The organism is Enterobacter sp. CPE_E1241, assembly GCF_045618265.1.
GTDB classification, from domain to species: domain Bacteria; phylum Pseudomonadota; class Gammaproteobacteria; order Enterobacterales; family Enterobacteriaceae; genus Enterobacter; species Enterobacter adelaidei.
In genome coordinates this window covers 3,273,840-3,299,126 of the sequence record NZ_JBIWYV010000001.1, presented here as the reverse complement: position 1 = coordinate 3,299,126, position 25,287 = coordinate 3,273,840, and the positions used below count along the sequence as shown (strand labels likewise).

Annotated in this window: 22 protein-coding genes and 1 tRNA gene; 8 read left to right on the top strand and 15 right to left on the bottom strand. The window is 53.2% G+C overall.

The genetic code is table 11. The features are described from left to right. Nucleotides 1-71: 71 nt before the first annotated feature. Nucleotides 72-1,721, top strand: coding sequence for a malate dehydrogenase (quinone) (gene mqo, locus ACJ9Y9_RS16160; RefSeq protein WP_028016280.1), 1,650 nt, complete (start codon nucleotides 72-74; stop codon nucleotides 1,719-1,721). A 35-nt stretch (nucleotides 1,722-1,756) separates the two neighbouring features. Here mqo and eco read toward each other — a convergent pair whose 3' ends face one another. Then, nucleotides 1,757-2,260 carry a serine protease inhibitor ecotin gene (gene eco / locus ACJ9Y9_RS16155; protein WP_028016281.1) on the bottom strand — a complete coding sequence of 168 codons (504 nt, stop codon included), beginning with the start codon at nucleotides 2,258-2,260 and terminating at the stop codon, nucleotides 1,757-1,759. A 208-nt stretch (nucleotides 2,261-2,468) separates the two neighbouring features. Between eco and ACJ9Y9_RS16150 the strand changes: the two genes are divergently transcribed. Together ACJ9Y9_RS16150 and ACJ9Y9_RS16145 are read left to right on the top strand one after the other, a co-directional pair. Then, the gene (locus ACJ9Y9_RS16150) at nucleotides 2,469-2,729 is read left to right on the top strand and encodes a DUF2534 family protein (RefSeq protein WP_008500962.1); all 261 of its coding nucleotides are present in this window, start codon (nucleotides 2,469-2,471) and stop codon (nucleotides 2,727-2,729) included. Between the two features lie 124 nt (nucleotides 2,730-2,853). After that, nucleotides 2,854-4,041 carry an MFS transporter gene (locus ACJ9Y9_RS16145; protein WP_028016282.1) on the top strand — a complete coding sequence of 396 codons (1,188 nt, stop codon included), beginning with the start codon at nucleotides 2,854-2,856 and terminating at the stop codon, nucleotides 4,039-4,041. 36 nt (nucleotides 4,042-4,077) lie between these two features. On the opposite strand, the gene ACJ9Y9_RS16140 is transcribed toward ACJ9Y9_RS16145, so the two are convergent. The 3 genes from ACJ9Y9_RS16140 to ACJ9Y9_RS16130 form a co-directional block, all read right to left on the bottom strand. Further along, nucleotides 4,078-4,154 (bottom strand) — tRNA-Pro (locus ACJ9Y9_RS16140). Between the two features lie 72 nt (nucleotides 4,155-4,226). Next, complete coding sequence (yejM, locus tag ACJ9Y9_RS16135) at nucleotides 4,227-5,987, bottom strand: LPS biosynthesis-modulating metalloenzyme YejM (RefSeq protein WP_028016283.1); 1,761 nt, start codon at nucleotides 5,985-5,987, stop codon at nucleotides 4,227-4,229. 19 nt (nucleotides 5,988-6,006) lie between these two features. Next, nucleotides 6,007-6,234, bottom strand: a complete 228-nt coding sequence (locus ACJ9Y9_RS16130) for a YejL family protein (RefSeq protein WP_014884596.1) — start codon at nucleotides 6,232-6,234, stop codon at nucleotides 6,007-6,009. A gap of 134 nt (nucleotides 6,235-6,368) precedes the next feature. On the opposite strand from ACJ9Y9_RS16130, the gene yejK reads away from it, so the two are divergent. Then, a complete protein-coding gene (gene yejK, locus ACJ9Y9_RS16125) occupies nucleotides 6,369-7,376 on the top strand; it encodes a nucleoid-associated protein YejK (protein ID WP_028016284.1) in 1,008 nt (335 codons plus the stop codon). 51 nt (nucleotides 7,377-7,427) lie between these two features. Here the strand turns inward: yejK and rplY are convergent, their stop codons facing one another. Continuing rightward, complete coding sequence (gene rplY, locus ACJ9Y9_RS16120; RefSeq protein ID WP_023312497.1) at nucleotides 7,428-7,712, bottom strand: 50S ribosomal protein L25; 285 nt, start codon at nucleotides 7,710-7,712, stop codon at nucleotides 7,428-7,430. Nucleotides 7,713-7,837: 125 nt separating this feature from the next. Continuing rightward, nucleotides 7,838-9,598, bottom strand: a complete 1,761-nt coding sequence (locus ACJ9Y9_RS16115; RefSeq protein ID WP_028016285.1) for a DEAD/DEAH box helicase — start codon at nucleotides 9,596-9,598, stop codon at nucleotides 7,838-7,840. A 151-nt stretch (nucleotides 9,599-9,749) separates the two neighbouring features. On the opposite strand from ACJ9Y9_RS16115, the gene rsuA reads away from it, so the two are divergent. From rsuA to ACJ9Y9_RS16100, 3 genes are all read left to right on the top strand, one after another. Next, nucleotides 9,750-10,457: a 16S rRNA pseudouridine(516) synthase RsuA gene (rsuA, locus tag ACJ9Y9_RS16110; RefSeq protein ID WP_028016286.1), complete on the top strand. Its 708-nt coding sequence runs from the start codon at nucleotides 9,750-9,752 to the stop codon at nucleotides 10,455-10,457. A 15-nt stretch (nucleotides 10,458-10,472) separates the two neighbouring features. Further along, nucleotides 10,473-11,669 carry a Bcr/CflA family multidrug efflux MFS transporter gene (locus tag ACJ9Y9_RS16105; protein ID WP_108090810.1) on the top strand — a complete coding sequence of 399 codons (1,197 nt, stop codon included), beginning with the start codon at nucleotides 10,473-10,475 and terminating at the stop codon, nucleotides 11,667-11,669. Between the two features lie 279 nt (nucleotides 11,670-11,948). Then, entirely contained in the window at nucleotides 11,949-12,293 is a 345-nt protein-coding gene (locus ACJ9Y9_RS16100; protein WP_028016288.1) for a YejG family protein, read from the top strand. Between the two features lie 3 nt (nucleotides 12,294-12,296). On the opposite strand, the gene yejF is transcribed toward ACJ9Y9_RS16100, so the two are convergent. The 9 genes from yejF to ACJ9Y9_RS16055 form a co-directional block, all read right to left on the bottom strand. Further along, on the bottom strand, nucleotides 12,297-13,886 hold the full coding sequence (yejF, locus tag ACJ9Y9_RS16095) for a microcin C ABC transporter ATP-binding protein YejF (protein WP_108090809.1): 1,590 nt from the start codon (nucleotides 13,884-13,886) through the stop codon (nucleotides 12,297-12,299). Between the two features lies 1 nt (nucleotide 13,887). Continuing rightward, nucleotides 13,888-14,913, bottom strand: coding sequence for an ABC transporter permease (locus ACJ9Y9_RS16090; protein WP_028016290.1), 1,026 nt, complete (start codon nucleotides 14,911-14,913; stop codon nucleotides 13,888-13,890). Beyond that, nucleotides 14,913-16,007, bottom strand: coding sequence for a microcin C ABC transporter permease YejB (locus tag ACJ9Y9_RS16085; RefSeq protein ID WP_028016291.1), 1,095 nt, complete (start codon nucleotides 16,005-16,007; stop codon nucleotides 14,913-14,915). The genes ACJ9Y9_RS16090 and ACJ9Y9_RS16085 overlap by 1 nt, the downstream gene beginning before the upstream one ends. A 9-nt stretch (nucleotides 16,008-16,016) precedes the next feature. Then, complete coding sequence (locus ACJ9Y9_RS16080) at nucleotides 16,017-17,822, bottom strand: extracellular solute-binding protein (protein WP_028016292.1); 1,806 nt, start codon at nucleotides 17,820-17,822, stop codon at nucleotides 16,017-16,019. A 74-nt stretch (nucleotides 17,823-17,896) separates the two neighbouring features. Beyond that, the gene (locus ACJ9Y9_RS16075; protein ID WP_028016293.1) at nucleotides 17,897-19,453 is read right to left on the bottom strand and encodes a cyclic di-GMP phosphodiesterase; all 1,557 of its coding nucleotides are present in this window, start codon (nucleotides 19,451-19,453) and stop codon (nucleotides 17,897-17,899) included. Nucleotides 19,454-19,580: 127 nt separating this feature from the next. Then, the gene (gene mepS / locus ACJ9Y9_RS16070; protein ID WP_008500946.1) at nucleotides 19,581-20,150 is read right to left on the bottom strand and encodes a bifunctional murein DD-endopeptidase/murein LD-carboxypeptidase; all 570 of its coding nucleotides are present in this window, start codon (nucleotides 20,148-20,150) and stop codon (nucleotides 19,581-19,583) included. Nucleotides 20,151-20,565: 415 nt separating this feature from the next. Beyond that, entirely contained in the window at nucleotides 20,566-21,279 is a 714-nt protein-coding gene (locus ACJ9Y9_RS16065) for a phosphatase PAP2 family protein (RefSeq protein WP_028016294.1), read from the bottom strand. A gap of 33 nt (nucleotides 21,280-21,312) precedes the next feature. Beyond that, on the bottom strand, nucleotides 21,313-22,299 hold the full coding sequence (locus ACJ9Y9_RS16060) for a GTP-binding protein (RefSeq protein ID WP_028016295.1): 987 nt from the start codon (nucleotides 22,297-22,299) through the stop codon (nucleotides 21,313-21,315). A gap of 123 nt (nucleotides 22,300-22,422) precedes the next feature. Then, nucleotides 22,423-23,889, bottom strand: coding sequence for a mannitol dehydrogenase family protein (locus tag ACJ9Y9_RS16055; RefSeq protein WP_028016296.1), 1,467 nt, complete (start codon nucleotides 23,887-23,889; stop codon nucleotides 22,423-22,425). A 205-nt stretch (nucleotides 23,890-24,094) separates the two neighbouring features. Here ACJ9Y9_RS16055 and uxuA point away from each other — a divergent pair, with 205 nt between their 5' ends. After that, nucleotides 24,095-25,285 (top strand): mannonate dehydratase, encoded by a 1,191-nt coding sequence (gene uxuA, locus ACJ9Y9_RS16050; RefSeq protein ID WP_028016297.1) that lies wholly within the window; start codon nucleotides 24,095-24,097, stop codon nucleotides 25,283-25,285. Nucleotides 25,286-25,287 lie beyond the last annotated feature (2 nt).

The window sequence follows — 25,287 nt, the reverse complement described above, 5'->3', positions numbered from 1 at the left end:
TACCGTGCCCCCGCAGCTTTTTTCACCTGCAATTTCCACGCATCAAGCACTTTTACACTAAGGCATAAATTATGAAAAAAATGACTGCCATGCTCTTTTCTCTGGCCGTGGGGCTTAACACCGTCTCAATGGCGGCGAAAGCTGACGCACCAAAAGAGCAGGAAACGGACGTCCTTTTAATTGGTGGCGGTATCATGAGCGCCACGCTGGGAACCTATCTGCAGGAACTGCAGCCAGACTGGTCAATGACCATGGTCGAACGCCTTGATGGCGTGGCGCAGGAGAGCTCGAACGGCTGGAACAACGCCGGTACGGGACATTCGGCACTCATGGAACTGAACTATACGCCGCAGAAAAAGGACGGTTCCATTAGTATCGAGAAGGCGGTAGAGATCAACGAAGCATTCCAGATTTCGCGCCAGTTCTGGTCTCACCAGGTCAACAGCGGTGTGATGCATGACCCGCACTCCTTCATTAACACCGTGCCGCATATGAGCTTTGTGTGGGGCGAGCAGAACGTCAACTTCCTGCGCGCGCGTTACGCGGCTCTGCAGCAGAGCACGCTGTTCCGCGGTATGAAATACTCTGAGGACCACGCTCAGATCAAAGAGTGGGCCCCGCTGGTTATGGAAGGTCGTGACCCGAACCAGAAAGTGGCGGCAACCCGTACTGAGATTGGTACTGACGTTAACTACGGTGAAATAACCCGTCAGCTGGTGACGTCTCTGAAGAAAAAAGAGAACTTCAATCTGCAGCTCAGCACCGAAGTGCGTGGCTTTAAGCGCAACGCGGACAACAGCTGGAGCGTGACCGTTGCTGACCTGAAAAACAACGAAGCCGAGCACGTCATCAAGGCGAAGTTTGTCTTTATTGGTGCGGGTGGCGCGGCGCTGAAACTGCTGCAGGAATCCGGTATTCCGGAAGCTGACGATTATGCCGGTTTCCCGGTCGGCGGCCAGTTCCTGGTGTCCGAAAACCCGGAAGTGGTGAATCGCCATCTGGCTAAAGTGTACGGTCAGGCTTCTGTTGGTGCGCCGCCAATGTCTGTGCCGCACATCGACACCCGTATGCTTGACGGCAAACGCGTGGTGCTGTTTGGGCCGTTCGCGACCTTCTCAACTAAGTTCCTGAAAAACGGCTCTCTGTGGGATCTGCTCAGTGCAACCACCACCTCTAACGTTAAGCCAATGATGGATGTGGGACTGGATAACTTCGACCTGGTGAAATACCTGATTAGCCAGGTGATGCTCTCTGACGACGATCGTTTCGAAGCGCTGAAAGAGTACTACCCGGAGGCGAAGAAAGAAGACTGGCGTCTGTGGCAGGCGGGTCAGCGTGTGCAGATCATCAAGCGCGACCCGAAAGAGGGGGGTGTGCTGCGCCTGGGTACCGAAGTGGTGAGCGATAAGGATGGCACAATTGCTGCGCTGTTGGGGGCGTCACCTGGTGCATCTACTGCTGCGCCAATCATGCTGCACCTGATGGAAAAAGTGTTTAAAGATAAAGTCTCCAGTCCTGAATGGCAGGCTAAGCTGAAAACTATTATTCCATCCTACGGTACAAAGCTGAACGGTAACGTGGAAGCAACGGAGCAGGAGCTGGAATACACCAGCCGTGTTCTGCAACTGCAATACGTTAAGCCGCAGGCTGCTGATACAGCGCCCAAAGCAGAGCTTAAACCTCAGTCGGAAAACAAACCGGTTGCGGATATCGCGCTGTAAATAAAAAAGCCGGGTATTGATTACCCGGCTTTTTTTCAACGTACTACCGCTTGTCCGATATTCTCATCAGCCTTCCAGACGCGATACTTCACTTCCACGTTTTCCGGCGTGTAGACCACGATCGGCAGCTTGCTGTTGTAGCGCAGCAGACTGTTGTCACCCAGATACGCCGTCACAAATTTCTTCTCTTTCTTGCCATCCGGGCAGGCCATCATGGTAGAGACCGGAGAGGTGACTTTATCGAAGACGTAATAGTCATAACCCCAGCCTTCCAGGGTTTTACTTTCCAGTTGACCGCCCAGACGGTGCTGGTTGCAATCCACTTCCAGCGTTTTGCCAATTAACAGCTCCACTTTGAAATTTGCTTCATCCTGCTGAGCCGGTAACTGAATCACCTGACGCTTCATCCCTTTGTCCGCTTTCGGATATGGGGCAACGTTTTCCAGCGGCTGCTCTTTTGGGGTTTCGCTGGCAAAAGCGCTGGTGCTGACGCACGCGGCGGCGATCAGAGCGATGGCAAATTTAGGTGCGTTTTTCATTGTCATTCCTTTATGTCAAAACGATCCTGAACAGATTAGCATAGCGCTCATGAATGATTGGTTTGATTTACTTACATTTTCAATATTCTTAGTGTTATAAACTTAATTTTGGTATTTTTAATGGTTGTTTGTACTGGTATGGAGTCTGGCGATAGTTCGTGTTATTTTAAACACCTTATAATGTTATTCATCTGTAAAGGGAAGTGAGATGGTTCGTGCAAAACTTAAAACACCTGAAGGCCGTAAGTTCCTCCTGGCGCTACTGGTTGTGTTTATGATTGCTGCCGCGTGCGTTGGGCGGGCAACCATTGTTGGCGTTATCGAACAGTACAACATCCCCCTCTCAGCCTGGACGACCAGCATGTATGTCCTGCAATCAGCAATGATCTTTGTCTACAGCCTGGTGTTCACCGTACTGCTGGCTATCCCGCTGGGTATTTTCTTCCTGGGTGGACGCGAAAAGCACTAAGCCTTCATGAGCCAGCCTGCGGGTTGGCTTTTTTATAGCCCCATTATTCCTCCTCAGGTTTTTTAATCCGCCATATCCTATTCTGTAAACATTCAGGCAACTGTTTTTAAAGCAGGAGTCGCGCATGCTTTCCAGGTTTCCAGTACTCAGCCAGATCCCAAAAGGCGTCTGGGTTGTGGGGGGCGTCAGTATGCTGATGGACATCTCTTCAGAGAGTATTCACAGCCTGCTCCCTCTTTTTATGATGACCACGCTCGGGACCAGCGTGTTATTCATCGGTCTGATTGAAGGGCTGGCGGAGGCAACCGCTCTCTTTATTAAGGTCTTTTCGGGAGCGATAAGCGACTATCTTGGTCAGCGCAAAGGTCTGGCACTGTTGGGATATGGCCTGGGCGCGCTAAGCAAACCCCTTTTCGCTTTGGCCTCTTCCTCAGGTATGGTTTTAGGTGCACGTCTGATGGACCGAACGGGGAAGGGGATCCGGGGAGCACCACGAGACGCAATGGTTGCAGACGTTACACCGCCGGAAATGCGCGGTGCGGCATATGGCCTGCGTCAGTCGATGGATACCACTGGGGCCTTTCTCGGACCATTACTGGCGGTGAGTTTGATGTTGTTGCTGGATAATGATTTCCGTACCGTTTTCTGGATAGCGCTCATCCCCGGCCTGCTTTCAGTTGCACTGCTTTATTTTGGTCTGCAGGAACCGAAAACCCCTGTCGAGCACAAACGCACTAACCCCATCAAAAGAGCGAATCTGAAGCGTCTGGGGAAAGCGTGCTGGTGGGTGATTGGCCTTGGCGCGGTGTTTACTCTGGCCCGTTTCAGCGAGGCATTTCTTGTGCTTCGTGCGCAACAGTCGGGTGTTCCCCTGGCGTTTATTCCGCTGGTGATGGTGGTAATGAACGTTCTCTATTCACTCTCGGCCTATCCCTTTGGCAAGCTTTCTGATGGCATGAGCCACACTCGACTCCTGCAGTGGGGGTTAATGGTATTGATTGGCGCAGATGTCGTTCTGGCGCTGAGTAGCCACTGGATCGGTATTATTGTCGGTGTCGCACTGTGGGGCGTTCATATGGGAATGACTCAGGGGTTGCTGGCGGCCATGGTTGCTAAAACCGCTCCGGCCGATCTGCGAGGTACGGCTTTTGGTATTTTTAGCCTGGTCAGTGGCGTGGGATTGTTAATCGCCAGCGTGAGCGCCGGAGCGATCTGGGAAATGTTTGGCGCACAATACACCTTTTATGCCGGAGCGGTGATTTGTCTTGTTACGCTGGCGTATCTGCATAAAACACCGGGTGAGGCGCAATAAAAAAACCAGCCATCAGGCTGGTTTTCAATGTATTTTTGGTCGGCACGAGAGGATTTGAACCTCCGACCCCCGACACCCCATGACGGTGCGCTACCAGGCTGCGCTACGTGCCGACGCATGAAAAGAATACTACTCGATTCCGTTTTGAATGCAAGGGAATCTGTCGCTAACTGGTTTATTATTAATCAGTTAGCGATGAAGCGCTTCTCATCCGTCAGGACCTGCAGCAGCAGGCTTAACTGCGGTTTCTGGTCTTTCAACCGCTCGCCCTGCAGGTTGTACGTCTGATAATTCCCGTTGCTGTTCAGCACCAGCGTCAGCTTAGGCGTGGTCACCACCAGGGTGTTATTCCCGGCAGCCGTAACCCAGTTATGGCGGCGCGTGGCACTGAAGAGATCCTGCCCCTGTGAATACTCGTTTGCTGGTGTGCTGACATGCAGCAGGCGTTGCATCAGGGTGGTCATCACATCTTTATGCTCAGTAAGCATAGTAATGCGCTGAGCTGGCGTGCCAGGCCAATGGATCACCAGCGGAACCTGAAGATTCGGTCGAGACCAACTCATTCCCTTCGTCTCGTCACCCAGCGGGACGCCATGGCCAGCGGTCACGATCACCACGGTATTATCTAGCTTGCCTGACTCACGCAGCGCCTCAAGCACTCGGCCTATCTGCGCATCCACATCGCCAGCCGCGCGGCTGTATCGGCGTGCAAAGTCATTCTTATTGCTGTTAGCGAGCGTTGTGCCATTAAAGGCAACCCATGAGAACCAGCGGTTATCTTCCTGGGCGTATCGTTGCAGCCAGTTTATCCATTGGCTGGCTGTCTGCGCATCAGACTGATTTTGTGCCGCCGGCAGGGAGAAATCAGACAACAGCGCCTGGCGGTAAAGCGGGCTGTTAAAACCATCAGAGGAGAACAACCCTAACTGATACCCTTGCTGATTCAGCCCGGTGATCAGTGCCGCAGGCGTACGGGCAGACAGCACGCCGTCCATGTATCCGGCTGAGATACCATAGAACAGCCCAAAGATACCCGCATCTGTAGAATTACCAGAGCTCATATGCTGGGTGAACGTGACGTTTTGACTCGCGAAATCGGCCAGCGCAGGCATCTGCTTCTCATAACGGGAATAGTTCAGGCCATCGACGGTAATCAGCAGGACGTTTTGCCCGCGACCCATATCGCGATAGTGCAGATCGCTCAGAGGATACTGAACGCTGACTGCTTCCGGATTACCCTGTTCGACCAGACGGCGCTGGTACTCCTGCGCGTCAAGCAGACCGTGTTTTTCGAGGAAACGACGGGCGGTCATTGGATACGAGAGCGGCAGGTTAGCGCGCTGCATGGTAATAGGGCGATAGAAGTTTGCATCCGCCCAGATATACATAATATGCGAGCTGATAAATGAGACAAAAAAGAGCGCGGCGACGGGCTTGGCATAATGCCGCCGCCGGGTCAGGCTGCGAAGTTTTTGCCAGCTCCAGGTGGCAAACAGCATCTCAATCAACAGGATCACCGGGACGCTGATAAACATCAGCTGCCAGTCACGGGCCGTTTCATTCTGGTCGGGGTTAATCACCAGTTCCCAGACGATGGGATTGAGATGCAGGTGGAAGCGGGTGAACACTTCGCTGTCGATAAGCAGTAGTGTCATCCCCACCGTCGCAAGGATGGCGGACAAGAACCGCATCAGACGCTGCGACATGACGATAAACGTCAGAGGGAACAGGATCAGCAGATAGGTGGCGAAAACCAAAAAGCTAAAGTGACCCACAACGCTCATCCAGGAGTAGATACGCCCGGTTAGCGTTGTTGGCCAGTCTGCGACAAACAGATAACGACAGCCAATGACCGTCGCCAGCAGAATGTTGAACAGGGCAAACCAGTGCCCCCAGCTGACCATCTGGGAGACTTTTTCACGGTAGCGCTGACGATTCGTCACCATAAACTGTTGTTCGTATCCCTTAATGGGCCTGGTCGTTGCTGACGGATGACTGTAAAGCCTGGGCGAAAGATTTGGCGATCGCCTGACGCTGAGCCGGAGCAACGCTGGTATTAATCAGGTTGGTGACCATATTTCCCAAAACCATCAGGGAGAGATCGGTCGGCGTTTTATGTTTTTCCAGTACGTTAACCAGCTCACTGAGCAGCTGTTCAACGTGTTCATCACTGTAGCGGGAATGTTGTGGCATAAATCAAAATCAGTTTGTTGATGAAAGGGCAACATATTACCGTAGCAACAGCTTTTTTTCCCCTTTTTTATCTGTTGTTGCACACATGCCCTGGTGGTGGTTGAATACCGCCCGGTCTAAAAGGAGAGTTTATCATGAGTCTGGAAATCAACCAGATTGCCTTGCACCAGCTTATCAAGCGTGATGAGCAAACCCTTGAAGTGGTGCTGCGCGATTCGTTACTGGAACCCACGCCTACCGTTGTAGAGATGATGGCGGAGTTACACCGTGTCTACAGCGCAAAAAACAAAGCCTATGGCCTGTTCAGTGAAGAGAGCGAACTGGCTGATAGCCTGCGTCTGCAACGTCAGGGCGAAGAAGATTTTCTGGCGTTTAGCCGCGCCGCGACCGGACGTCTGCGCGACGAGCTGGCGAAATATCCCTTCGCCGACGGCGGGATCGTGCTGTTCTGCCATTACCGCTATCTGGCGGTAGAGTATCTTCTGGTGACGGTGCTGAATAACTTAAGCAGCATGCGCGTGAACGAACAGCTGGATATTAGCTCAACGCATTATCTGGATATTAACCATGCGGATATCGTGGCGCGTATTGATTTGACCGAGTGGGAAACCAACCCGGAGTCGACCCGCTACCTGACTTTCCTGAAGGGGCGCGTGGGCCGCAAAGTGGCGGATTTCTTTATGGACTTCCTCGGCGCCAGCGAAGGCCTGAACGCCAAAGCGCAGAACAAAGGGCTGCTCCAGGCGGTTGATGACTTCACGGCAGAAGCGCAGCTCGATAAATCTGAGCGCCAGAACGTGCGCCAGCAGGTCTATAGCTACTGCAACGAACAGCTGCAGGCGGGGGAAGAGATTGAGCTGGAGTCGCTGTCAAAAGAGCTGGCGGGCGTCAGCGAAGTCAGCTTCCAGGAGTTCACCGCGGATAAAGGCTATGAGCTTGAAGAGAGCTTCCCGGCGGATCGCAGTACGCTGCGTCAGTTAACCAAGTTTGCCGGCAGTGGCGGCGGGTTAACCATTAACTTTGATGCGATGTTGCTGGGAGAACGCATTTTCTGGGATCCTGCCACCGATACGCTGACCATTAAAGGAACGCCGCCGAACCTGCGCGATCAGCTTCAGCGCCGTACTTCTGGCGGTAAATAGCAGGCACAAAAAACCCCGCAGAAGCGGGGGTTTTTCTCGACGAGTTTGCGATTACGCGCGAACGAAGTCGATGTGAGTCAGTTTTGGCTTGAACGCGTGACGCTGAACAGCCTGAACTTTCACTTTTTCTTCTTTACCGCCAACAACGATGGTCAGAACTTCGCTGTAGAATTCAGCTTTGGTCTGCAGGTTCCACAGTTTGTCGTGATCCAGTTCGATTGCAACTGGAGCAGCTTCGCCACCGTAAACGATAGCCGGGAACTTGTTAGCGTTACGCAGGCGGCGGCTCGCACCCTTACCCTGCACGTTACGTACTTCTGCTTCGATAGTAAACATTGATTTCTCTCTGTATTTAAAACCCTACTACAGGCGACCCAGCAGCAGGTGAGTGTTCTGCCTCACGGATGTGAAGCGGGCGGCATTTTATACTCAAATGCTCCTCACATCAATGAAAAGTCCCGTTAACCGCGCAATTCGTTGGCGCGACGAAAGCGACCTTCATAGTCAAAGACCTTCTCACGGACCTGCCAGAACTGGCCTTTCTTGCGAGCAACAACAAAATCCGGATGGCGCAGTAACGCCTGCTGGTGCACGATATCGGCCACGGTTATCCAGCGCAGAGGAACCCCTGGCGTACGGGTGTGCGGGCGAATAAAGAGTTGCTCGAAGGCCGTGCGTTGAGCGGGAGTTTGTACCCTGAAACGCTCACTGACGTCCGCCCCGTCCTCATCGTAGTAGGTGATTTTTAACCACTCGCCTTTTTCATCCGCACCGGGCTGTAGTGCCATGCCTGAGCAGCGGAGCACCAATGCATCTTTTAACTTCAGTGCCGCTTTTAACATGTCGTCAGGATCGACCAGTACCGTGTCACATTCCCGGCAGCGGCGTGCGGCAATGTCATTTTCGGCGTTGCATTGTGGGCAGTTCTTGAAGCGGAAACGGAAATCGCACTGCTCGCGATGCCCTTCGTCATCTTCAAACCAGCCCTGACAGCGGCGGCCAAAATGCTCAATTAGCGTGCCGTCGGCGGTGGTTTTACCCCAGAAGGTGTTGGCAAAACCACAGGCAGGACAAAAAACCTGTACCGGCACGTTGTCGCTTTTTCCTTTTGGCGCGCCGACCTCAGGCGTATAGAGATCGTGCGGGTTACCGGCATAATCCAGAATCAGACAGTCGGTTTTACCCGGCGCCAGACGCAGGCCGCGGCCAACAATTTGCTGATACAGACTGACCGATTCGGTCGGGCGCAAAATAGCGATCAGGTCGACGTGCGGGGCGTCAAAGCCGGTGGTCAGTACCGACACGTTAACCAGATAGCGGAACTGCTGGGCTTTAAAGGCGTCAATCAGGCTGTCGCGCTCAGGGCCTGGGGTCTCGCCAGTGATTAATGCCGCGTCGCCGGAGGGCAGTAACCCGGTAATTTCTCGTGCGTGCTCAACGGTGGCGGCGAAGATCATCACTCCTTTGCGCGTCGCGGCGAACTCCTCAATCTGGCTGATGATATGCGGCGTAATGCGCTTTTGCTTTTTCAGCTCCTGGTTAAGATCCGCTTCGCTGAACAACCCGTTGCTCTGTGCCTGCAGACGGCTGAAATCGTACTGCACCACCGGCATATCCAGGCGTTCAGGCGGCGTCAGGTAACCGTGTTTAATCATGTAGCGCAGCGGAAGCTCGTAGATGCAGTCGCTAAACAGGGCCTTGTCATCGCCGCGCACCATGCCGTGATAATGGTAACGATAGATCCAGCCTTTCCCCAGACGAAACGGGGTCGCCGTCAGGCCCAGCAGGCGCAGGTGTGGGTTCACTTCTTTCAGGTGTGTCAGGATTTGCTGATACTGGCTGCCGTCGTCATCGCTGATGCGGTGACACTCGTCAACAATCAGCAGCGAAAATTCGCTGCGAAACAGATCCAGATTGCGGGCCACCGACTGCACGCTGCCAAAGACCACTTTACCGTGGCTGTCTTTACGCTTTAGCCCGGCGGCGAAAATGTCGGCTTTCAGCCCGAGTGCGCAATATTTGGCATGGTTTTGCGCGACCAGTTCTTTGACGTGCGCCAGCACCAGCACACGACCGCGGGCCAGACGTGCCAGTTCGGCGATGACCAGGCTCTTGCCTGCACCGGTTGGAAGCACAATAGCCGCAGGTTCACGATGTTTACGGAACCACGCGAGGGTGGCATCAACGGCTTCCTGCTGATAGGGACGAAGTGTAAAAGTCATGGGGTCTCGGTTTCATTATTCCGCACATAGTATGCCACGAAACTTTTTCCCTTGAGTGGCGCAACCAGACCATTATACTGAACCGTTCCAGACTGCTTCTTTTTCGGACGTACTGTTCGACTTCCAGCACCATTAAGGCTAAAAAGATTTCATGCGACTTGATAAGTTTATCGCTCAGCAACTCGGCGTAAGCCGCGCTATTGCCGGGCGTGAAATTCGCGCCAGCCGCGTTACCGTGGACGGCGACATTGTGAGAGACAGCGCTTTCAAACTGCAACCGGACCATCAGGTTGAGTATGACGGCAATCCGCTGACCCAGCAGCATGGCCCACGCTATTTCATGCTCAACAAGCCGGAAGGCTATGTCTGTTCAACGGACGATCCGGATCACCCGACAGTACTCTATTTCCTCGACGAACCGGTGGCGCACAAGCTGCATGCCGCTGGTCGCCTGGATATCGACACCACCGGACTGGTACTGATGACTGACGACGGGCAGTGGTCGCACCGTATTACCTCTCCGCGCCATCATTGCGAGAAAACCTATCTGGTGACGCTGGAGTCTCCGGTAGCGGATGACACGGCAGAGCAATTCGCCAAAGGCGTTCAGCTGCATAATGAGAAAGATCTCACCAAACCCGCCGTCCTTGAGGTGATCACCCCGACCGAAGTTCGCTTGACCATCAGCGAAGGGCGCTATCATCAGGTAAAACGGATGTTTGCTGCAGTGGGGAACCACGTTGTCGGCTTGCATCGTGAGCGGATTGGTGCGATTGAACTCGATCACGACCTGGCGCCAGGCGAATACCGCCCGTTAACGGAAGAAGAGATCGCCAGCGTCGGTCTGCCTTCGCATTAATCTCAGGAGAACTCTGTGACCACCAGGCCACACTCGTCGTTCAAAATTGTCTTCATTCTTGGCCTGCTGGCCATGTTGATGCCGCTGTCGATTGATATGTATCTGCCTGCACTGCCGGTTATTGCCGCGCAGTTTGGCGTACCGGCAGGCAGCGCACAGATGACACTCAGCACCTATATACTCGGTTTTGCCCTCGGCCAGCTGTTTTATGGCCCGATGGCGGATAGCCTGGGACGCAAGCCTGTTATTCTGGGTGGGACGTTGGTCTTTGCGGCCGCGGCAGTTGCCTGTGCGCTGGCTCAGACCATCGATCATCTGATTATCATGCGCTTCTTCCACGGTCTGGCGGCGGCAGCGGCAAGCGTGGTGATTAACGCCCTGATGCGCGATATCTACCCGAAAGAAGAGTTCTCCCGCATGATGTCGTTCGTGATGCTGGTGACGACGATTGCGCCGCTGGTGGCCCCGATGGCGGGTGGTGCGGTGCTGGTGTGGTTTAGCTGGCATGCGATTTTCTGGATCCTGGCGCTGGCCGCGCTGCTGGCTTCCGCGATGATTTTCTTCTTTATTGATGAAACGCTTCCCGTCGAGCGCCGCCAGAAATTCCACATCCGCACCACAATAGGTAACTTCGCCTCACTGTTTCGCCACAAGCGCGTGCTCAGCTATATGTTGGCAAGCGGGTTCAGCTTTGCCGGGATGTTCTCCTTCCTGAGCGCCGGGCCGTTTGTCTACATCGAACTGAACCACGTTTCGCCGCAGCACTTCGGCTATTACTTTGCGCTTAACATCGTCTTCCTGTTCATCATGACCATCATCAACAGCCGTTTTGTCCGGCGGGTGGGGGCGCTGAACATGTTCCGCGCCGGGCTGTGGATCCAGTTTGTGATGGCGATCTGGCTGGTGGTGAGCGCGTTTCTGGGCGTGGGCTTCTGGGCGCTGGTAGTGGGTGTGGCGGCTTTTGTCGGCTGCGTGTCGATGGTATCGTCGAATGCGATGGCGGTGATCCTCGATGAATTCCCGCATATGGCGGGAACAGCATCGTCACTGGCAGGAACGTTCCGCTTTGGTATTGGGGCGATTGTCGGGGCGTTGCTTTCTATGGCTACCTTTACGACGGCCTGGCCGATGTTATGGGCGATGGCTTTTTGCGCAACCAGCTCCATACTCTTCTATCTTTACGCCAGTCGACCGCGAAAAACGGCTCACTAAAGCACAAAAAAGGCCCTACAGGGCCTTTTTTGTTGATACATATCAACCAAACCCACGTTGACACACCCGGCGTTTGTTTCTTTTATGTAAAATCTATTTATGTAAAAAGTCACATCATTGTATTCAAAAAGGTTGAGTTAGATCGCAGAAACGGGTACATATAGCGCCGACGCAAGCCTGGATTCCTATAAAAAAGCGCTGAATAGTGCAGGTTAGCGATGATGTGTTACTATAAATGTAAATAAATTGTGAAGTAAATTTTGCTTCCGGGGAACGAACGTGAATACATTACAACTCTCCATTGTCCATCGCTTGCCCCAGAGCTATCGCTGGTCAGCGGGTTTTGCAGGTTTGAAAGTTGAACCGATTCCGCAAAGTGCCGCGGACTGCGATAATTGTCTGGTTGCGCTCAAATTGCTTAGCCCGAGCGACGAAAACGCATGGCCGGTTATGGAGCGCTTAAGCCAGGCGTTGACGGATATCGAAGTAGACAGCTCCGTACTGGAGTGCGAAGGTGAGCCGTGCCTGTTTGTTAAAAGCCAGGATGAATTTGCCGCGACCTGCCGCCTGAAAAATTTTGGCGTTGCTATTGCGGAGCCTTTCTCTGGCCAGTATCCATTCTGAGCGCTAGTCTGCTGAAAGCAGCTGGCGCGTGTAACTCTGCGTTGGCGCAGTAAATACGCGCTGGCACTCCCCCTGTTCGACCACTTCTCCCTGTCGCAACACAATCACCTGATGGCATAGCGCCCGAACCACCTGTAAATCATGGCTGATAAAGATATAGGCCAGCCGGTGTTTTTCCTGTAACCCCTTGAGCAGTTTCAGGATCTGCGCATGGACGGTTCTGTCCAGCGAAGACGTCGGTTCATCCAGAATAATCAGTTCCGGTTTCAGGATCAGCGCACGGGCAATAGCGATACGCTGACGCTGCCCGCCGGAGAATTCTGCCGGATAGCGGTGACGGGTATCGGGATCTAAGCCCACTTCGTTCATTACCCGCATGACCTCCTGTTCCCGTTGTTGGGCATTCAGGCTGGGCTGATGAACACGCAGACCCTCTTCAACGATCTGTAACACGCTGAGCCGTGGGTTAAGCGAGGAGTTGGGGTCCTGAAATACCACCTGCATACGAGGGCGTACGGGAAGCATCTGGCGTCGGTTCCAGAGATGCAGCGGCATGTTGTCAAAGAGGATCTCGCCCTGAGAAGCGATTAAGCGCAGCAGCGCCAGGCCGGTGGTGCTTTTACCCGAACCGGATTCACCTACCAGTCCCAGAGATTCCCCCGGTCGCAGAGAGAAGCGGATATTTTTCAACACCGGATTCTGGTCGACGAGGCGCCGCAGAATACCTTTGCGAATGGGAAACGAGACGGACAAATCGTCAACACGCAACAGCGGTACGCTGTCAGCTGGCAGCGGAACCGGGTCGCCAGAGGGTTCACTGTCGAGCAGGCGCTGGGTATACGGGTGTTGTGGCGCGTTTAACAGCGTGGACGCGACATTCTGCTCGACACATCGCCCGTTTTGCATCACCGCAACGCTGTCGGCCAACTTTTTCACGATACTCAGGTTGTGCGTGATAAACAGCAAACTCATGTTCAGCTCGTCACGCAACTCGCGCAGCAGCGTCAAAATTTGCGCCTGCACCGTCACGTCCAGCGCCGTTGTAGGTTCATCAGCAATTAACAGTTCGGGGCGCGTGAGCAGGGCCATGGCAATCATCACGCGCTGGCGCTCGCCGCCGGAAAGCTGATGCGGAAAATCATTCAGCCGTTTGGCTGCATTGCGTATTCCGGTTCGTTCAAGGCAGTCCAGAATTTCCCCGCGTGCGGCTTCTTTGCGCATACCTCGGTGTAGGGACAGGACTTCATAGAGCTGTTTTTCCAGGCTGTGAAGGGGGTTAAGAGAAACCATCGGTTCCTGGAAAATCATGGCAATCTTATTACCGCGGATTGCGCGCAAGGTATGTTCGTCAGCATGCAACAGCGAGTTGCCGTGAAAAAGAATGTCGCCTTGCGGGTAACTCACAGGCGGAGAGGGCAGCAGACGCAGGATGGAGAGAGCTGAGACGCTCTTGCCTGAACCTGACTCACCCACCAGTGCCAACGTTTCACCGCGCTGTATCTGGAGTGACAGGTCGGTGACGACGGTACGCATCTCACCCTGTGTTGAAAAAGCAATCGACAGGTTATCAATACTGAGAAGGGGCTGCGTCATCTTATACCGCCTTATTAGGATCGAAGGCATCGCGCACGGCTTCGCCAATAAAAATCAGCAACGAAAGCAGCACGGCCACAGAAAGAAAGGCGGTAATACCCAGCCACGGCGCCTGCAGGTTGTTCTTGCCTTGTAACAGAAGCTCGCCGAGCGACGGGGAACCCAGTGGTAACCCGAAGCCAAGAAAATCCAGCGAGGTGAGGGTGGTGATGGAGCTGCACAGAATAAACGGCAGGAAGGTAAGCGTGGCCACCACGGCGTTAGGCAGCATATGGCGGAAAATAATCCCGCGGTCGCTCACGCCCAGCGCCTGCGCGGCGCGAATATAGTCGAAGTTGCGGGTGCGCAGAAATTCCGCCCGCACGACACCCACCAGCGCCATCCAGCCGAAGAGTACAGTGATACCTAACAGCCACCAGAAGTTTGGCTGTACCACACTTGAAAGCAGGATAATCAGAAACAGCGTCGGCATGCCTGACCAGACTTCAATAACACGCTGGCCCCACAGGTCTATTTTTCCACCGTAATAGCCCTGAACCGCACCGGCCACGACACCCATCACACTGGAAAAAAGCGTCAGCATCAGTCCAAAGAGGAGCGATATCCGTGTGCCATAAAGGATACGCGCCAGGACATCGCCACCGTTGGCATCCGTTCCCAGCCAGTTTTGCGCGGAAGGTGGGGAAGGGAAGGGCGTTGTGGTGGCAAAGTTAATGCTGTTTGCGCCAAAACGCACCGGTGCCCAGATAGCCCAGCCATGTTGCTCAATTTGCTGGCGAAGCCACGGGTCCTGATACTCCGCAGGCGTTGCAAACGGGCCACCAAAATCGCTTTCGCTGTAGTTGGCGAGAACCGGTACATACCAGCGGTCGTTAAAATGCACCAGCAAAGGCTTGTCGTTGGCAATCAACTCAGAGCACATGCTTAAAATAAACAACACGGCAAAAATCCACAGTGACCAGTAGCCGCGGCGGTTGTGGCGAAAACGGGCCCAGCGGGCCTGGTTTACGGGGCTTAAACGCGACATTAGCGGCCCTCAAAATCAATTCGGGGATCAACCAGCGTATAGCTGATATCACTGACGATATTCAGCAGCAGGCCAATCAGGGTGAAAATGTAGAGTGTGCCAAACATCACCGGATAATCGCGCGAGACGGTGGCTTCATAGCCCAGCAGGCCCAGACCGTTGAGTGAGAACATCACCTCGATCAGCAGTGAACCGGTAAAAAACATACTGATGAACGTGGCAGGAAATCCGGCAATGACCAGCAGCATGGCGTTGCGGAATACGTGCTTCCACATAATCTGCTTCTCGCTTACGCCCTTGGCGCGGGCCGTGACGACGTACTGTTTTCGAATTTCATCAAGAAAGGCGTTTTTGGTCAGCATGGTCAGAGCCGCAAACCCGCCAATAACCGTTGCCAGAACCGGTAGCGTGATATGCCAGAGATAGTCGGTGATTTTCTGGTACCACGGCAGGGTACTGAAATCAGCGGAGACTAACCCTCGCAGCGGAAAGATATCGAAATAACTCCCCCCGGCAAAAAAAACAATCAGCAGGACGGCAAACAGAAACGCCGGGATGGCATAACCGATGATGATGAACGTGCTACTCCAGATATCGAAACGGCTGCCGTTATAAACGGCTTTACGGATCCCGAGCGGAATCGAGACCAGGTAGATAATCAACGTTCCCCATAACCCCAGCGTAATGGACACTGGCAGGCTTTGCTTAATCAATGTTAAGACTGATGCACTGCGAAACAGGCTATCGCCGAAATCAAAGCGAATATAGTCCCAGAGCATTTTGAAATAGCGCTCGTGAATGGGTTTGTCAAAGCCATAGCGGTGGGTGATCTCGGCGATCACTTCAGGATCCAGTCCACGCCCACCGCGATAATGACTTTCACTGATATTCCCTACGCCGGTTCGCGCATGGCTCGCGCCCATTCCTTCACCGCCGCCGCCTGGCATACCGCCGCTATTACCAAACTCGATAGCGGCAATAGCCTGATCAACCGGGCCGCCAGGCGCGATTTGCACGATAAAAAAGTTAATCGTGATGATGGCCCACAGGGTCGGGATGACCAACAGCAGACGGCGGATAAGATAGGCACCCATGATGATTCCTTAGCGTCGCTCAGCGGGGAGTCTGGCGGCTTTGTTGACGTCATACCACCAGGTATCAAAGCCCAGTGAATAGACAGGGCGTACGGCAGGCACGGAGAACTTGTCCCAGCGAGCAAGACGATCTTCGCCCATATACCACATCGGCAGCATGTAGTAGTTCCAGGTTAAGACCCTGTCGAGCGCCCGTCCGAGCGGCAGGAGTTTTTCTTTATCGCCTTGCGCCGCCACTATTTTCGCAATCAGTGCATCAATCGCCGGGCTTTTCACTCCCGGGGCATTATATGAGGAGTCGATGTAGCTGGAGGCCCATGAAATTTGCAGATCGGAGCTTGGCCACGGCTGTGCGGGCCACAAGCGCTGCATCATGTCGTAATCACGGCTGCGCATGCGATTGGTAATCTGCGCGTTATCAACCTGACGAATGTTCATGGTAACGCCCAGCCGCTCAAGGTTGTGCTTAAACGGCAGTACCCACTGATCGTTGCCCCCGGATGAAAGCAGCAGCTCAAAGCTGAGAGGCTTACCCGTTTTGGCATCCACACGCTTTTGATTCTTCAGGGGCCAGCCCGCGTCATCCAGCAGCTTGCTGGCTTTCAGCAGGTTGGCGCGGTCGTAGCCGTCACCGTTCGACACGGGCGGCTGAAACACCGAGGTGAACACTTCCGCGGGTACTTCCGCTTTCAGCGGTGCCAGCAGGAGCAGCTCGTCAGCTTTCGGGTAGTCGCGCGCAGCATATTCCGTGTTCTGAAAATAGCTGTTCGCACGGCTGTAGGCCCCGTAAAACAGCGCTTTGTTCATCCACTCAAAATCAAAGGCCAGGGAAATCGCTTCCCGTACCCGGCGGTCATTAAACACCGGACGCTGAATATTAAATGCCAGCCAGCGGGTGTCCTGGGCGGACTCATTTTTGTGCTCATCTTTAACGATGTAACCTTTCGCGAAATTTTTCCCGATATACCGCGTGGCCCAGTTTTTGGCGTTGCTCTCGACGCGCAGATCGAAGGCACCGGCTTTAAATGCTTCAAATGCCACGTTATCGTCGAGGTAGTAATCATAACGAAGGGTGTCGAAATTCCAGCGCCCGCGGTTAACTGGCAGATTTGCGGCCCAGTAGTCTTTGACGCGGGAATAGACCACATATTGCCCCATGCGCCAATCGGTAATGCGGTAAGGACCACCTGCCAGAGGGGGAGTAGAGAGCGGGTCGCTCAGTTTGTGATCTTTCCAGAACGATTGAGGCATCACCGGCAGTGAGAACAGGCTGAGCATATTCTCTTTGTTGGGTTCGCTCAGCTCGATGCGCACGGTGAGCGGCGCAATGGCTCTGACGGATGCGCCTTTGTACACGATGCGGAATTGGGGCACGCCTTCAGTCATAAATTTGTGAAAGGTGAACGCGACGTCACTGGCCTTAACCGGTGAACCATCATGAAAACGTGCCCGAGGGTTTATCGAGATTTCAGCCCAGGCAAAGTTATCCGCGTAACGCACGTTATCGGCAATCAGTGGATAGTAGCTGCCGGGCTCATCATCAGACGTGACAAAAAGCGTATCGTAAAGTGATTCCGTTCGCGCGGCCGCCACGCCACGCAGGGCGTAGCGGTTGAAGTTGTCGAACGTTCCCGTGGCGGAAAGTGTTACCTTCCCACCTTTGGGGGCAGCTGGGTTGACGTAATCGAAATGTGTAAAATTGACCGCGTATTTCGGCTCGCCAATCACCGCGAAGGCGATATTTTCTTTGATGGCTTGCGCCTGGCTGGACAGGCTCGTGAATGCCAACATCAGCAACATAAAGCGCATAAGCATCACGCGGCGGCTCCTTCTTTTACAAACCAGCTCAGTTAAGCTGAATAATAAGTGACGTCACGGGCAATGTGAAATTATTCACTGACGGGCGAAACGTCAGGCCGCCAGTTGCGGAACTGATCCAGCGGCATCGGGCGGCTAATCCAGTAGCCCTGCAGGAAATTGACGCCATGCTCGCGTAGCCATGCAGCCTGTTCCGGGGTTTCCACCCCTTCGGCGACGGTCAACATATTCATTCGTCTTGCCAGCGTCAGGACTGCATCCAGCACCGGTGACGTCACGGTCTCCGTGCCTATCGCATTAACAAAACCACGATCAATCTTGAGATAGTCCATGGTGAAATGCTCAAGATAAATCAGCGCGCTGTGACCAGTACCAAAATCATCAATGGCTATCTCAAACCCTTCGTTATGCAGCCATTCGAAGAGGCTGTTGGCTTCCCGATGATTAAGCATGTCGCGCTCGGTAATTTCCAGCACGATCTGGAAGTAATCCGGCGGCAGTAACGCTTTGAAGGTGAGCATGTCTTCTTTGAAGCTTTCCGCATGCAAATGCCCAGGCGCGATGTTGATGCCGAGTTTTGCGCCCGGCGGTAGCACGGTCTGTAATACCGGCGCATCGTGAATGATGAGATCAAAAAGATGCAGCGTCAGCGGAACGATCAGCTTCTGTGCCTCTGCAAAATTGATAAAGGCGTCAGGCGGAATCTCACCCATGGTCGGGTGTTTCCAGCGCATCAACACCTCGACACCGCGCATTTTCAGCTCTTTTGCGTCCACCACAGGTTGATAGACCACATAGAATTGATCGCGCTTAATGGCGCTTAAAATCTCTTTACCCGGATTCAGCCGTATGCTGAGGATATAGTAATTGAGCGAGCCGGCCGCAATGCCGCACACCAGTCCGAAGAACAGAGCGTAAAGGATTTCATCGCTGGTCCAGGCGTCCGCATACAGTTTAATGGTCAGGGGGACGTTTTTCAGCGTAGCGATGCGACTCGGTGCTTCATCTAAATCACGCGCTTTGACCAGCTTGCTGGACATCGTCGTTAGGGCATAATCGCCAATGATGATGGCGATGCCAGCGAACTCGTCCTGGCGGGCTGTGTAGAGCAGATAAGGTGTCAGATTGATATTCACCGAGGTGAACACACCGCCATCTTTAACTAACGGGTTACGATACCAGATGGCAATCGCGGGCTTGTTGGGCAACATCGGGGTGCCTGGAAGCAAGGCCATATCGATCTGCTTATTAATGTGCAGCTCGGGTATCAGCTCCTCCATCGGGACATTCATTGGACCTGTGGCGGATGAACAGAACGCAATTTTGTCCCTGACCAACAAAAAGGCGCGCACGTTGAGGCTAAATGCTGCGCGTGAAGTCAGTTCTGCATTGACGTCGTGGCAATTGTTCAGCGTGAGTGGCTGGAGGATGTCGATAGAGGTTTTTAACTCTGCGAAATAGCTCTCCATGTAGAGGTTGACATCGTTAATCAGGGTGTCGAATTTTACGTCCCGCTTGTGGTAGCTCCAGAAAAATTGCAATGAACCCAGGAGCAGGGCAGCGATCAGGCCTGTGATAATGCTGAGGATCAGTATCTTGCGATTACTGGAGAAGTAGCGGGTGAACATAGACGTTGTGGTTCCTGAATTGCCGCCGAATGTATTCAGTGTAACGGGCAAAAAAAAACACCGCCGAAGCAGTGCTTTTTTTCATCATATCGCCAGCCAAGGGATAACCAACGATACAATTTCCATATTAACTGCGGGTCAGTACTCGGCGCGCTTCGTTGTAGCGCTTTTTCCAGTACGGTTCGTTCATGCTGGAAATGGTCACACCGCTACTGGTGGAGGCATGTACAAACTGGTCATTACCAATATAGATGCCCACATGTCGACCTGTAGAACCGGCGCGGAACAGAACTAAGTCACCGGTGCGCAGTTTAGTACGTGAAATCGACTTGCCCATCTCCTGCTGTTCGTAAGTCGAACGCGGAAGATCTAACCCGAATTGCTCACGGAAAGTACGCTGTACAAAACCGGAACAATCAATACCTGTTTTCGTGCTGCCGCCAAGACGGTAACGCACGCCTTTCCAGTCAGCATACTGGTCCATAATGCGGGACTTCACGTCCAGATTACGTACCATATTTTCAAATTCATCCTGAGAGGCTTGCAGTGACGAGGAATCTTCCATTCCCACAACACGCGTCTCAGGATGCATATTCTTTGCGGTGTTTGATGTACTACATGCAGACAACAGTACCGCGACTGCTATCGCCGGGATCCCCCGTAAGATATATCTCAGAAACGGTTGAGATTTGACCATTTTGTTTATTTTCCCTTGAAGTCCTTAACGACAAATATCGTTATAAAAATGCCAAACGTGACGAGACTAATTATCTGTTCACATTGAGACAATTCTTTCTGCTCACATTTGTGGCACAGCGCACAAAATTATTAGCCAGTGAAATAATTATCTCTATGGGGCAAAACGAGTTCGAGATTAACCGATTGCCTGGGGTATTGCGAGTAAAAAAAGCCTTTTTTTTATAAGAAATTGTGATACAGAAAGTAAAAACATGGAAATGCTCAAAATACCGACAGATCCGCCACCTTATCGCGTAATTGATTCATTTTTATCATGAATGTGATGACAGGAATATGACAGTGAGAAAAGATCGCGGCAGAAGACCTGTCAGGGATCATGTCGATCCCTGATAGCTAACGTTAATTTAGGTTAGTTATTTGTTTAATTGTTGTTGCGTTTTTCCGGGAAGATAGCGATCAAACAGCACTATTATCCCGTCGCTCAACGGTGTCATCAAACACCACGGCAGAGCAATCAGAGCAACGGAGAGAGAACCGACGGCAATATCGGTGAACCAGTGGGCACCAATCATTACGCGTGGAAAAGCAAAAACCACAAAAATAATCAGGGCTATTGCAAAGGCTTTTTTGCCGAAATAACGAAGCATAACTGCGGAAAAAATAAGCAGCATCATGCCGTGGTCGCCAGGGAAACTGTCTTTCGAGGCATCTTTTGTTGGAATATGCAGCAACTCACTGACGCGATAAATATCGCTAAAGAAGAGCGTTGGGCTGGAGCGCTTAACCGGAATAATCGCGGTTGCCAGCTGGTTAATGACCACGGCAAACAGCAGCATCACCAGACCGATAATCATAATACGCCGACGCCCTGCTTTATCCTCTTTCAACCAGAAGGAGAGCATCAGGCAGCCCATTGCCAGCAACGAAAAACCGTCGAAGGCGCGGTTGTTGGTGATAGCTACCAGCCACAGAAAGGCATTGCTTTTCACTAGCTCCTGGTTGAAGAAGTGAAAGATTGCAGAATCCAGCGGGAACCAGAAACCATGATTCGCCGGAATATACCAGGAGAAAAAGAGCGCCAGACCGGCGACATTAAGCAGTAATATCAGGGGAAATCGAGTCGTCATAACGTTCAGCAAAGAGTGAAAACAGGGGCAACGTTAGCCGCCCAAACTTAAACGAAGCTTCAACAGGCTGGACTGCAGGGCATTCCAGTCGGCGTTAACCGCACTAATTAACTCAATTCGGCTGTCCGGCGGGGCGACATTTTGCGTTTCAATAAAGAAATCTTCACCCTGACGATTGATCCGTACCAGTCCGTCTGGTGTGCGCATGATCCCTTTAACGCGATCGACCGGAGCAAGTCTGGCCCACTCAAGGATCCCGATGGTGTCAAAAACGGTATCTGCATCGAAGATCCATCCACAGGCCTGATACCCCTGACCACTATTCAGATTACGACGCCAGCGCTGGTGTTCCGGCAGGCTGAGGGCAGCCAGACCTTGTTTCACCGGGTGGCTATGGGCATGCTCTGCACTGGCCGGAAGTTCCGCTATGTTCAGACGAGGAAGGTCAAGCAGGGCGCTATCAATCCTCCCCTGAGTGGTCTGCACCCGTTGACGATTACCCCCGAAATGTTGCCACCACGCGTCCAGCGCGGCCTGGCTTTCAGCCGTGGCGCGATCTTCTTTATTAGCAACGATAATGTCTGCTGAGGCGAGTTGATCGCGGAAGTTCTCATTGGCCACCGCTTTATCATCCAGAAGCTGGCGAGGATCGAGCAGGCACAGGGTGGCACGCAGATCAATCCACGGCTCGTAAACCGGTGCGGTCAGTAAATCAAGGATCTGCTTCGGGTGACCCAGCCCGGTGGGTTCAATCAGCAGGCGATCGGGTTTGCCCTGACGCAGCAAGGTATTGAGTCCTACCTGCATGGGCAAGCCATTGACGCAGCACATGCATCCGCCTGGGATCTCTTTGATCATCGCGCCGCTGTCCGACAGTAATGCGCCGTCGATGCCCACTTCGCCAAATTCATTGACCAGAACGGCCCATTTCTCGGCCGGATCTTTGTTCGCCAGCAGGTGAAGAATTGACGTGGTTTTACCGCTGCCGAGAAAACCGGTGATGAGGTTGGTTTTGGTCACGTGCGCTCCAGAAGAGAATTGTGATGCTATAACAATTATCTCTTATCCTGGCGAAAAAAGGGCGCAATGAGAAGGGGAAGGGTGAACGGAGGTCACCTCCGTTCGTGTTAAGCGCAATAATCGTTAAAGATTTAACGTTTCAATAACAGCCTGACGTGCACCGTGGCGGGCAATGCGCTGATAAGCCTGGCTGACAGCTTCAACAAAAACGCTATTTTGGGCGAGATCGTGTCCAAAGACCTCGTTCAGCCCCAGCAGCGCGTTGACGCGATCGTCGTCGCTGCTGGCGTCAACAATCGCGCGGATTTTATCGCTGAGGGGATCGCGGACGTCAATTGTGTTTCCGTGTTCGTCAGTCCCGCTGACGTAGCGTATCCAGCCGGCCACGCCCAGAGCCAGCAGCGGCCACGGCGTTTTTCGCTCAAGATGGACGCGGATCCCGTCCAGCATTCTCTGAGGCAGTTTCTGGCTACCGTCCATTGCAATTTGCCACGTGCGATGCTGAAGTGCCGGGTTGGCAAAGCGTTCAAGCAGACTATCGGCGTATGCGGTGAGATCGACATCCCTGATGCGTAATGTGGGTGCCTGTTCATCGAGCATGAGCCGACGGGCGGCTTCGCGGAAGGCTGCGTCTTCCATACATTCATTGATATGCGCATAGCCGGCGAGATACCCGAGATAAGCCAGGAAAGAGTGGCTGCCGTTAAGCATGCGTAACTTCATCTGCTCCCACGGCAGAACATCCTGCACCATCTGGACGCCCGCCACTTCCCACGCCGGACGGCCGGCAACAAAATTATCTTCCACCACCCACTGAATAAACGGTTCGCAGCTGATGGCGCAGGGATCTTCAACGCCGAGCGTTTCGGTGATTTCTGCCAGTGAGGCCTCTGTTGCAGCAGGAACAATCCTATCGACCATCGTTCCCGGGAAACTCACGTGGCTATCAATCCACGCAGCGAGTGCCGGAGAGCGTTTTTGCGCCATTCCCAGCACGGCATTTTTCACCACATGGCCGTTGTCAGGGATATTGTCGCAAGAAAGCACGGTAAAAGAAGGTAAGCCGCGCTCACGGCGACGATGGAGCGCTTCGACAAGGATCCCCGGGGCGGAATGCGGCTCAGATGGATTTTCCAGATCGTGGATAATCCGCGGGTTTTGCAGATCCAATTTACCGGTAGCGGGATCGATGCAATAACCTTTCTCCGTGATGGTGAGCGACACAATCGCCACCTGAGGCTCACAAAATTTCTCAATAATAGCGGGCAGAGAGTCCAGCTTTGCGTTCAGGCATTCATGGACGGCACCAACGATAATTTCCTCGTTTCCTTTTGCACCTTTCTCCAGAACGGTGAACAGGTGATCCTGTGCACGCAGCTGGCTCATCAGCACATCACCGCTAAACAGGCTAATCTCACATATTCCCCAGTCACCGCCTTTCTCATTCAGCACCCGATTTGTTAACAATGCCTGGTGCGCACGGTGAAACGCGCCAAAGCCAAAATGGACGATGCGAGAGCGTAATTGCTGACGATCGTAGCGCGGTTGCTGAACATGGGCAGGAAGGGCGGTGGAGGCAATTGTCTTCATGAGATACACACCTGATTAACCATTAATTAACAATGCCAGTGTAAAGTTATATGACAGCAAATAAAATTGGTAAGCCGTAAATATCCCTGTTCTGTGAGTTGGATCAATCAATGCGTGGCGGTATGTTGACCCTTAGCGGCAAACATGTATGGTAGTCGTCATTGCAGTAACGCATATTGGTATAACAACTTAAGAGGGTGAGGCAATGGAACAAACCTGGCGTTGGTACGGGCCGAACGATCCGGTTTCTCTTGATGATGTGCGTCAGGCTGGCGCAACGGGTGTCGTCACGGCGCTGCATCATATTCCTAACGGCCAGGTATGGCCGGTTGATGAAATTCAAAAGCGTCAGGCGCTGCTGGCAGAGAAGGGATTAACCTGGTCTGTGGTGGAAAGCATTCCGGTTCACGAAGATATCAAAACCCATTCAGGGGAGTACCAGACCTGGATTGCCAACTATCAGCAGAGTATTCGCAACCTGGCGGCATGCGGCATTGATACGGTGTGCTATAACTTCATGCCTATCCTGGACTGGACGCGCACTGACCTTGAATATCAGATGCCGGACGGTTCAAAAGCACTGCGTTTCGATCAAATTGCCTTTGCGGCATTTGAACTACACATTCTGAAACGTCCTGGCGCCGAAGCGGATTACACCGCGGAAGAGCAGCAGCAGGCGCGCGCGTGGTTTAACGCCGCCAGTGACGCGGACATCGAAAAGCTGACCCGCAATATCATTGCTGGTCTGCCAGGTGCGGAAGAGGGCTATACGCTGGATCAGTTCCGTGCACGTCTGGCGGAATATGGCGACATTGATAAGCATCAGCTTCGTGAAAACATGGCGTACTTCCTGCGCGCGATTGTGCCCGTCGCAGAAGAAGCGGGCGTTCGCCTGGCGATACATCCGGACGATCCTCCGCGTCCTATTCTCGGCCTGCCGCGTATCGTCTCGACGATTGAAGATATGCAGTGGCTGAAAGAGACGGTAGACAGCATCTACAACGGCTTTACCATGTGTACCGGCTCCTACGGCGTGCGTGCGGATAACGATCTGGTGCGGATGATTGAAACCTTCGGCGATCGTATTCACTTTACTCACCTGCGCGCGACCTGTCGTGAAGAGAACCCAAAAACCTTCCACGAGGCAGCGCACCTTGGCGGTGATGTGAATATGGTCGCGGTGGTGGATGCCATCCTGGCGGAAGAAGTACGTCGTAAGCAGGTTGGTGATGTGCGTCCTATTCCATTCCGTCCGGATCACGGGCATCAGATGCTGGACGATCTGCGTAAGAAAACGAACCCAGGTTATTCGGCAATCGGTCGTCTGAAAGGGATGGCGGAAGTGCGCGGCATTGAGCTGGCGCTGAAGATGACGAAGTATCCTGAATTGCTGTAAAA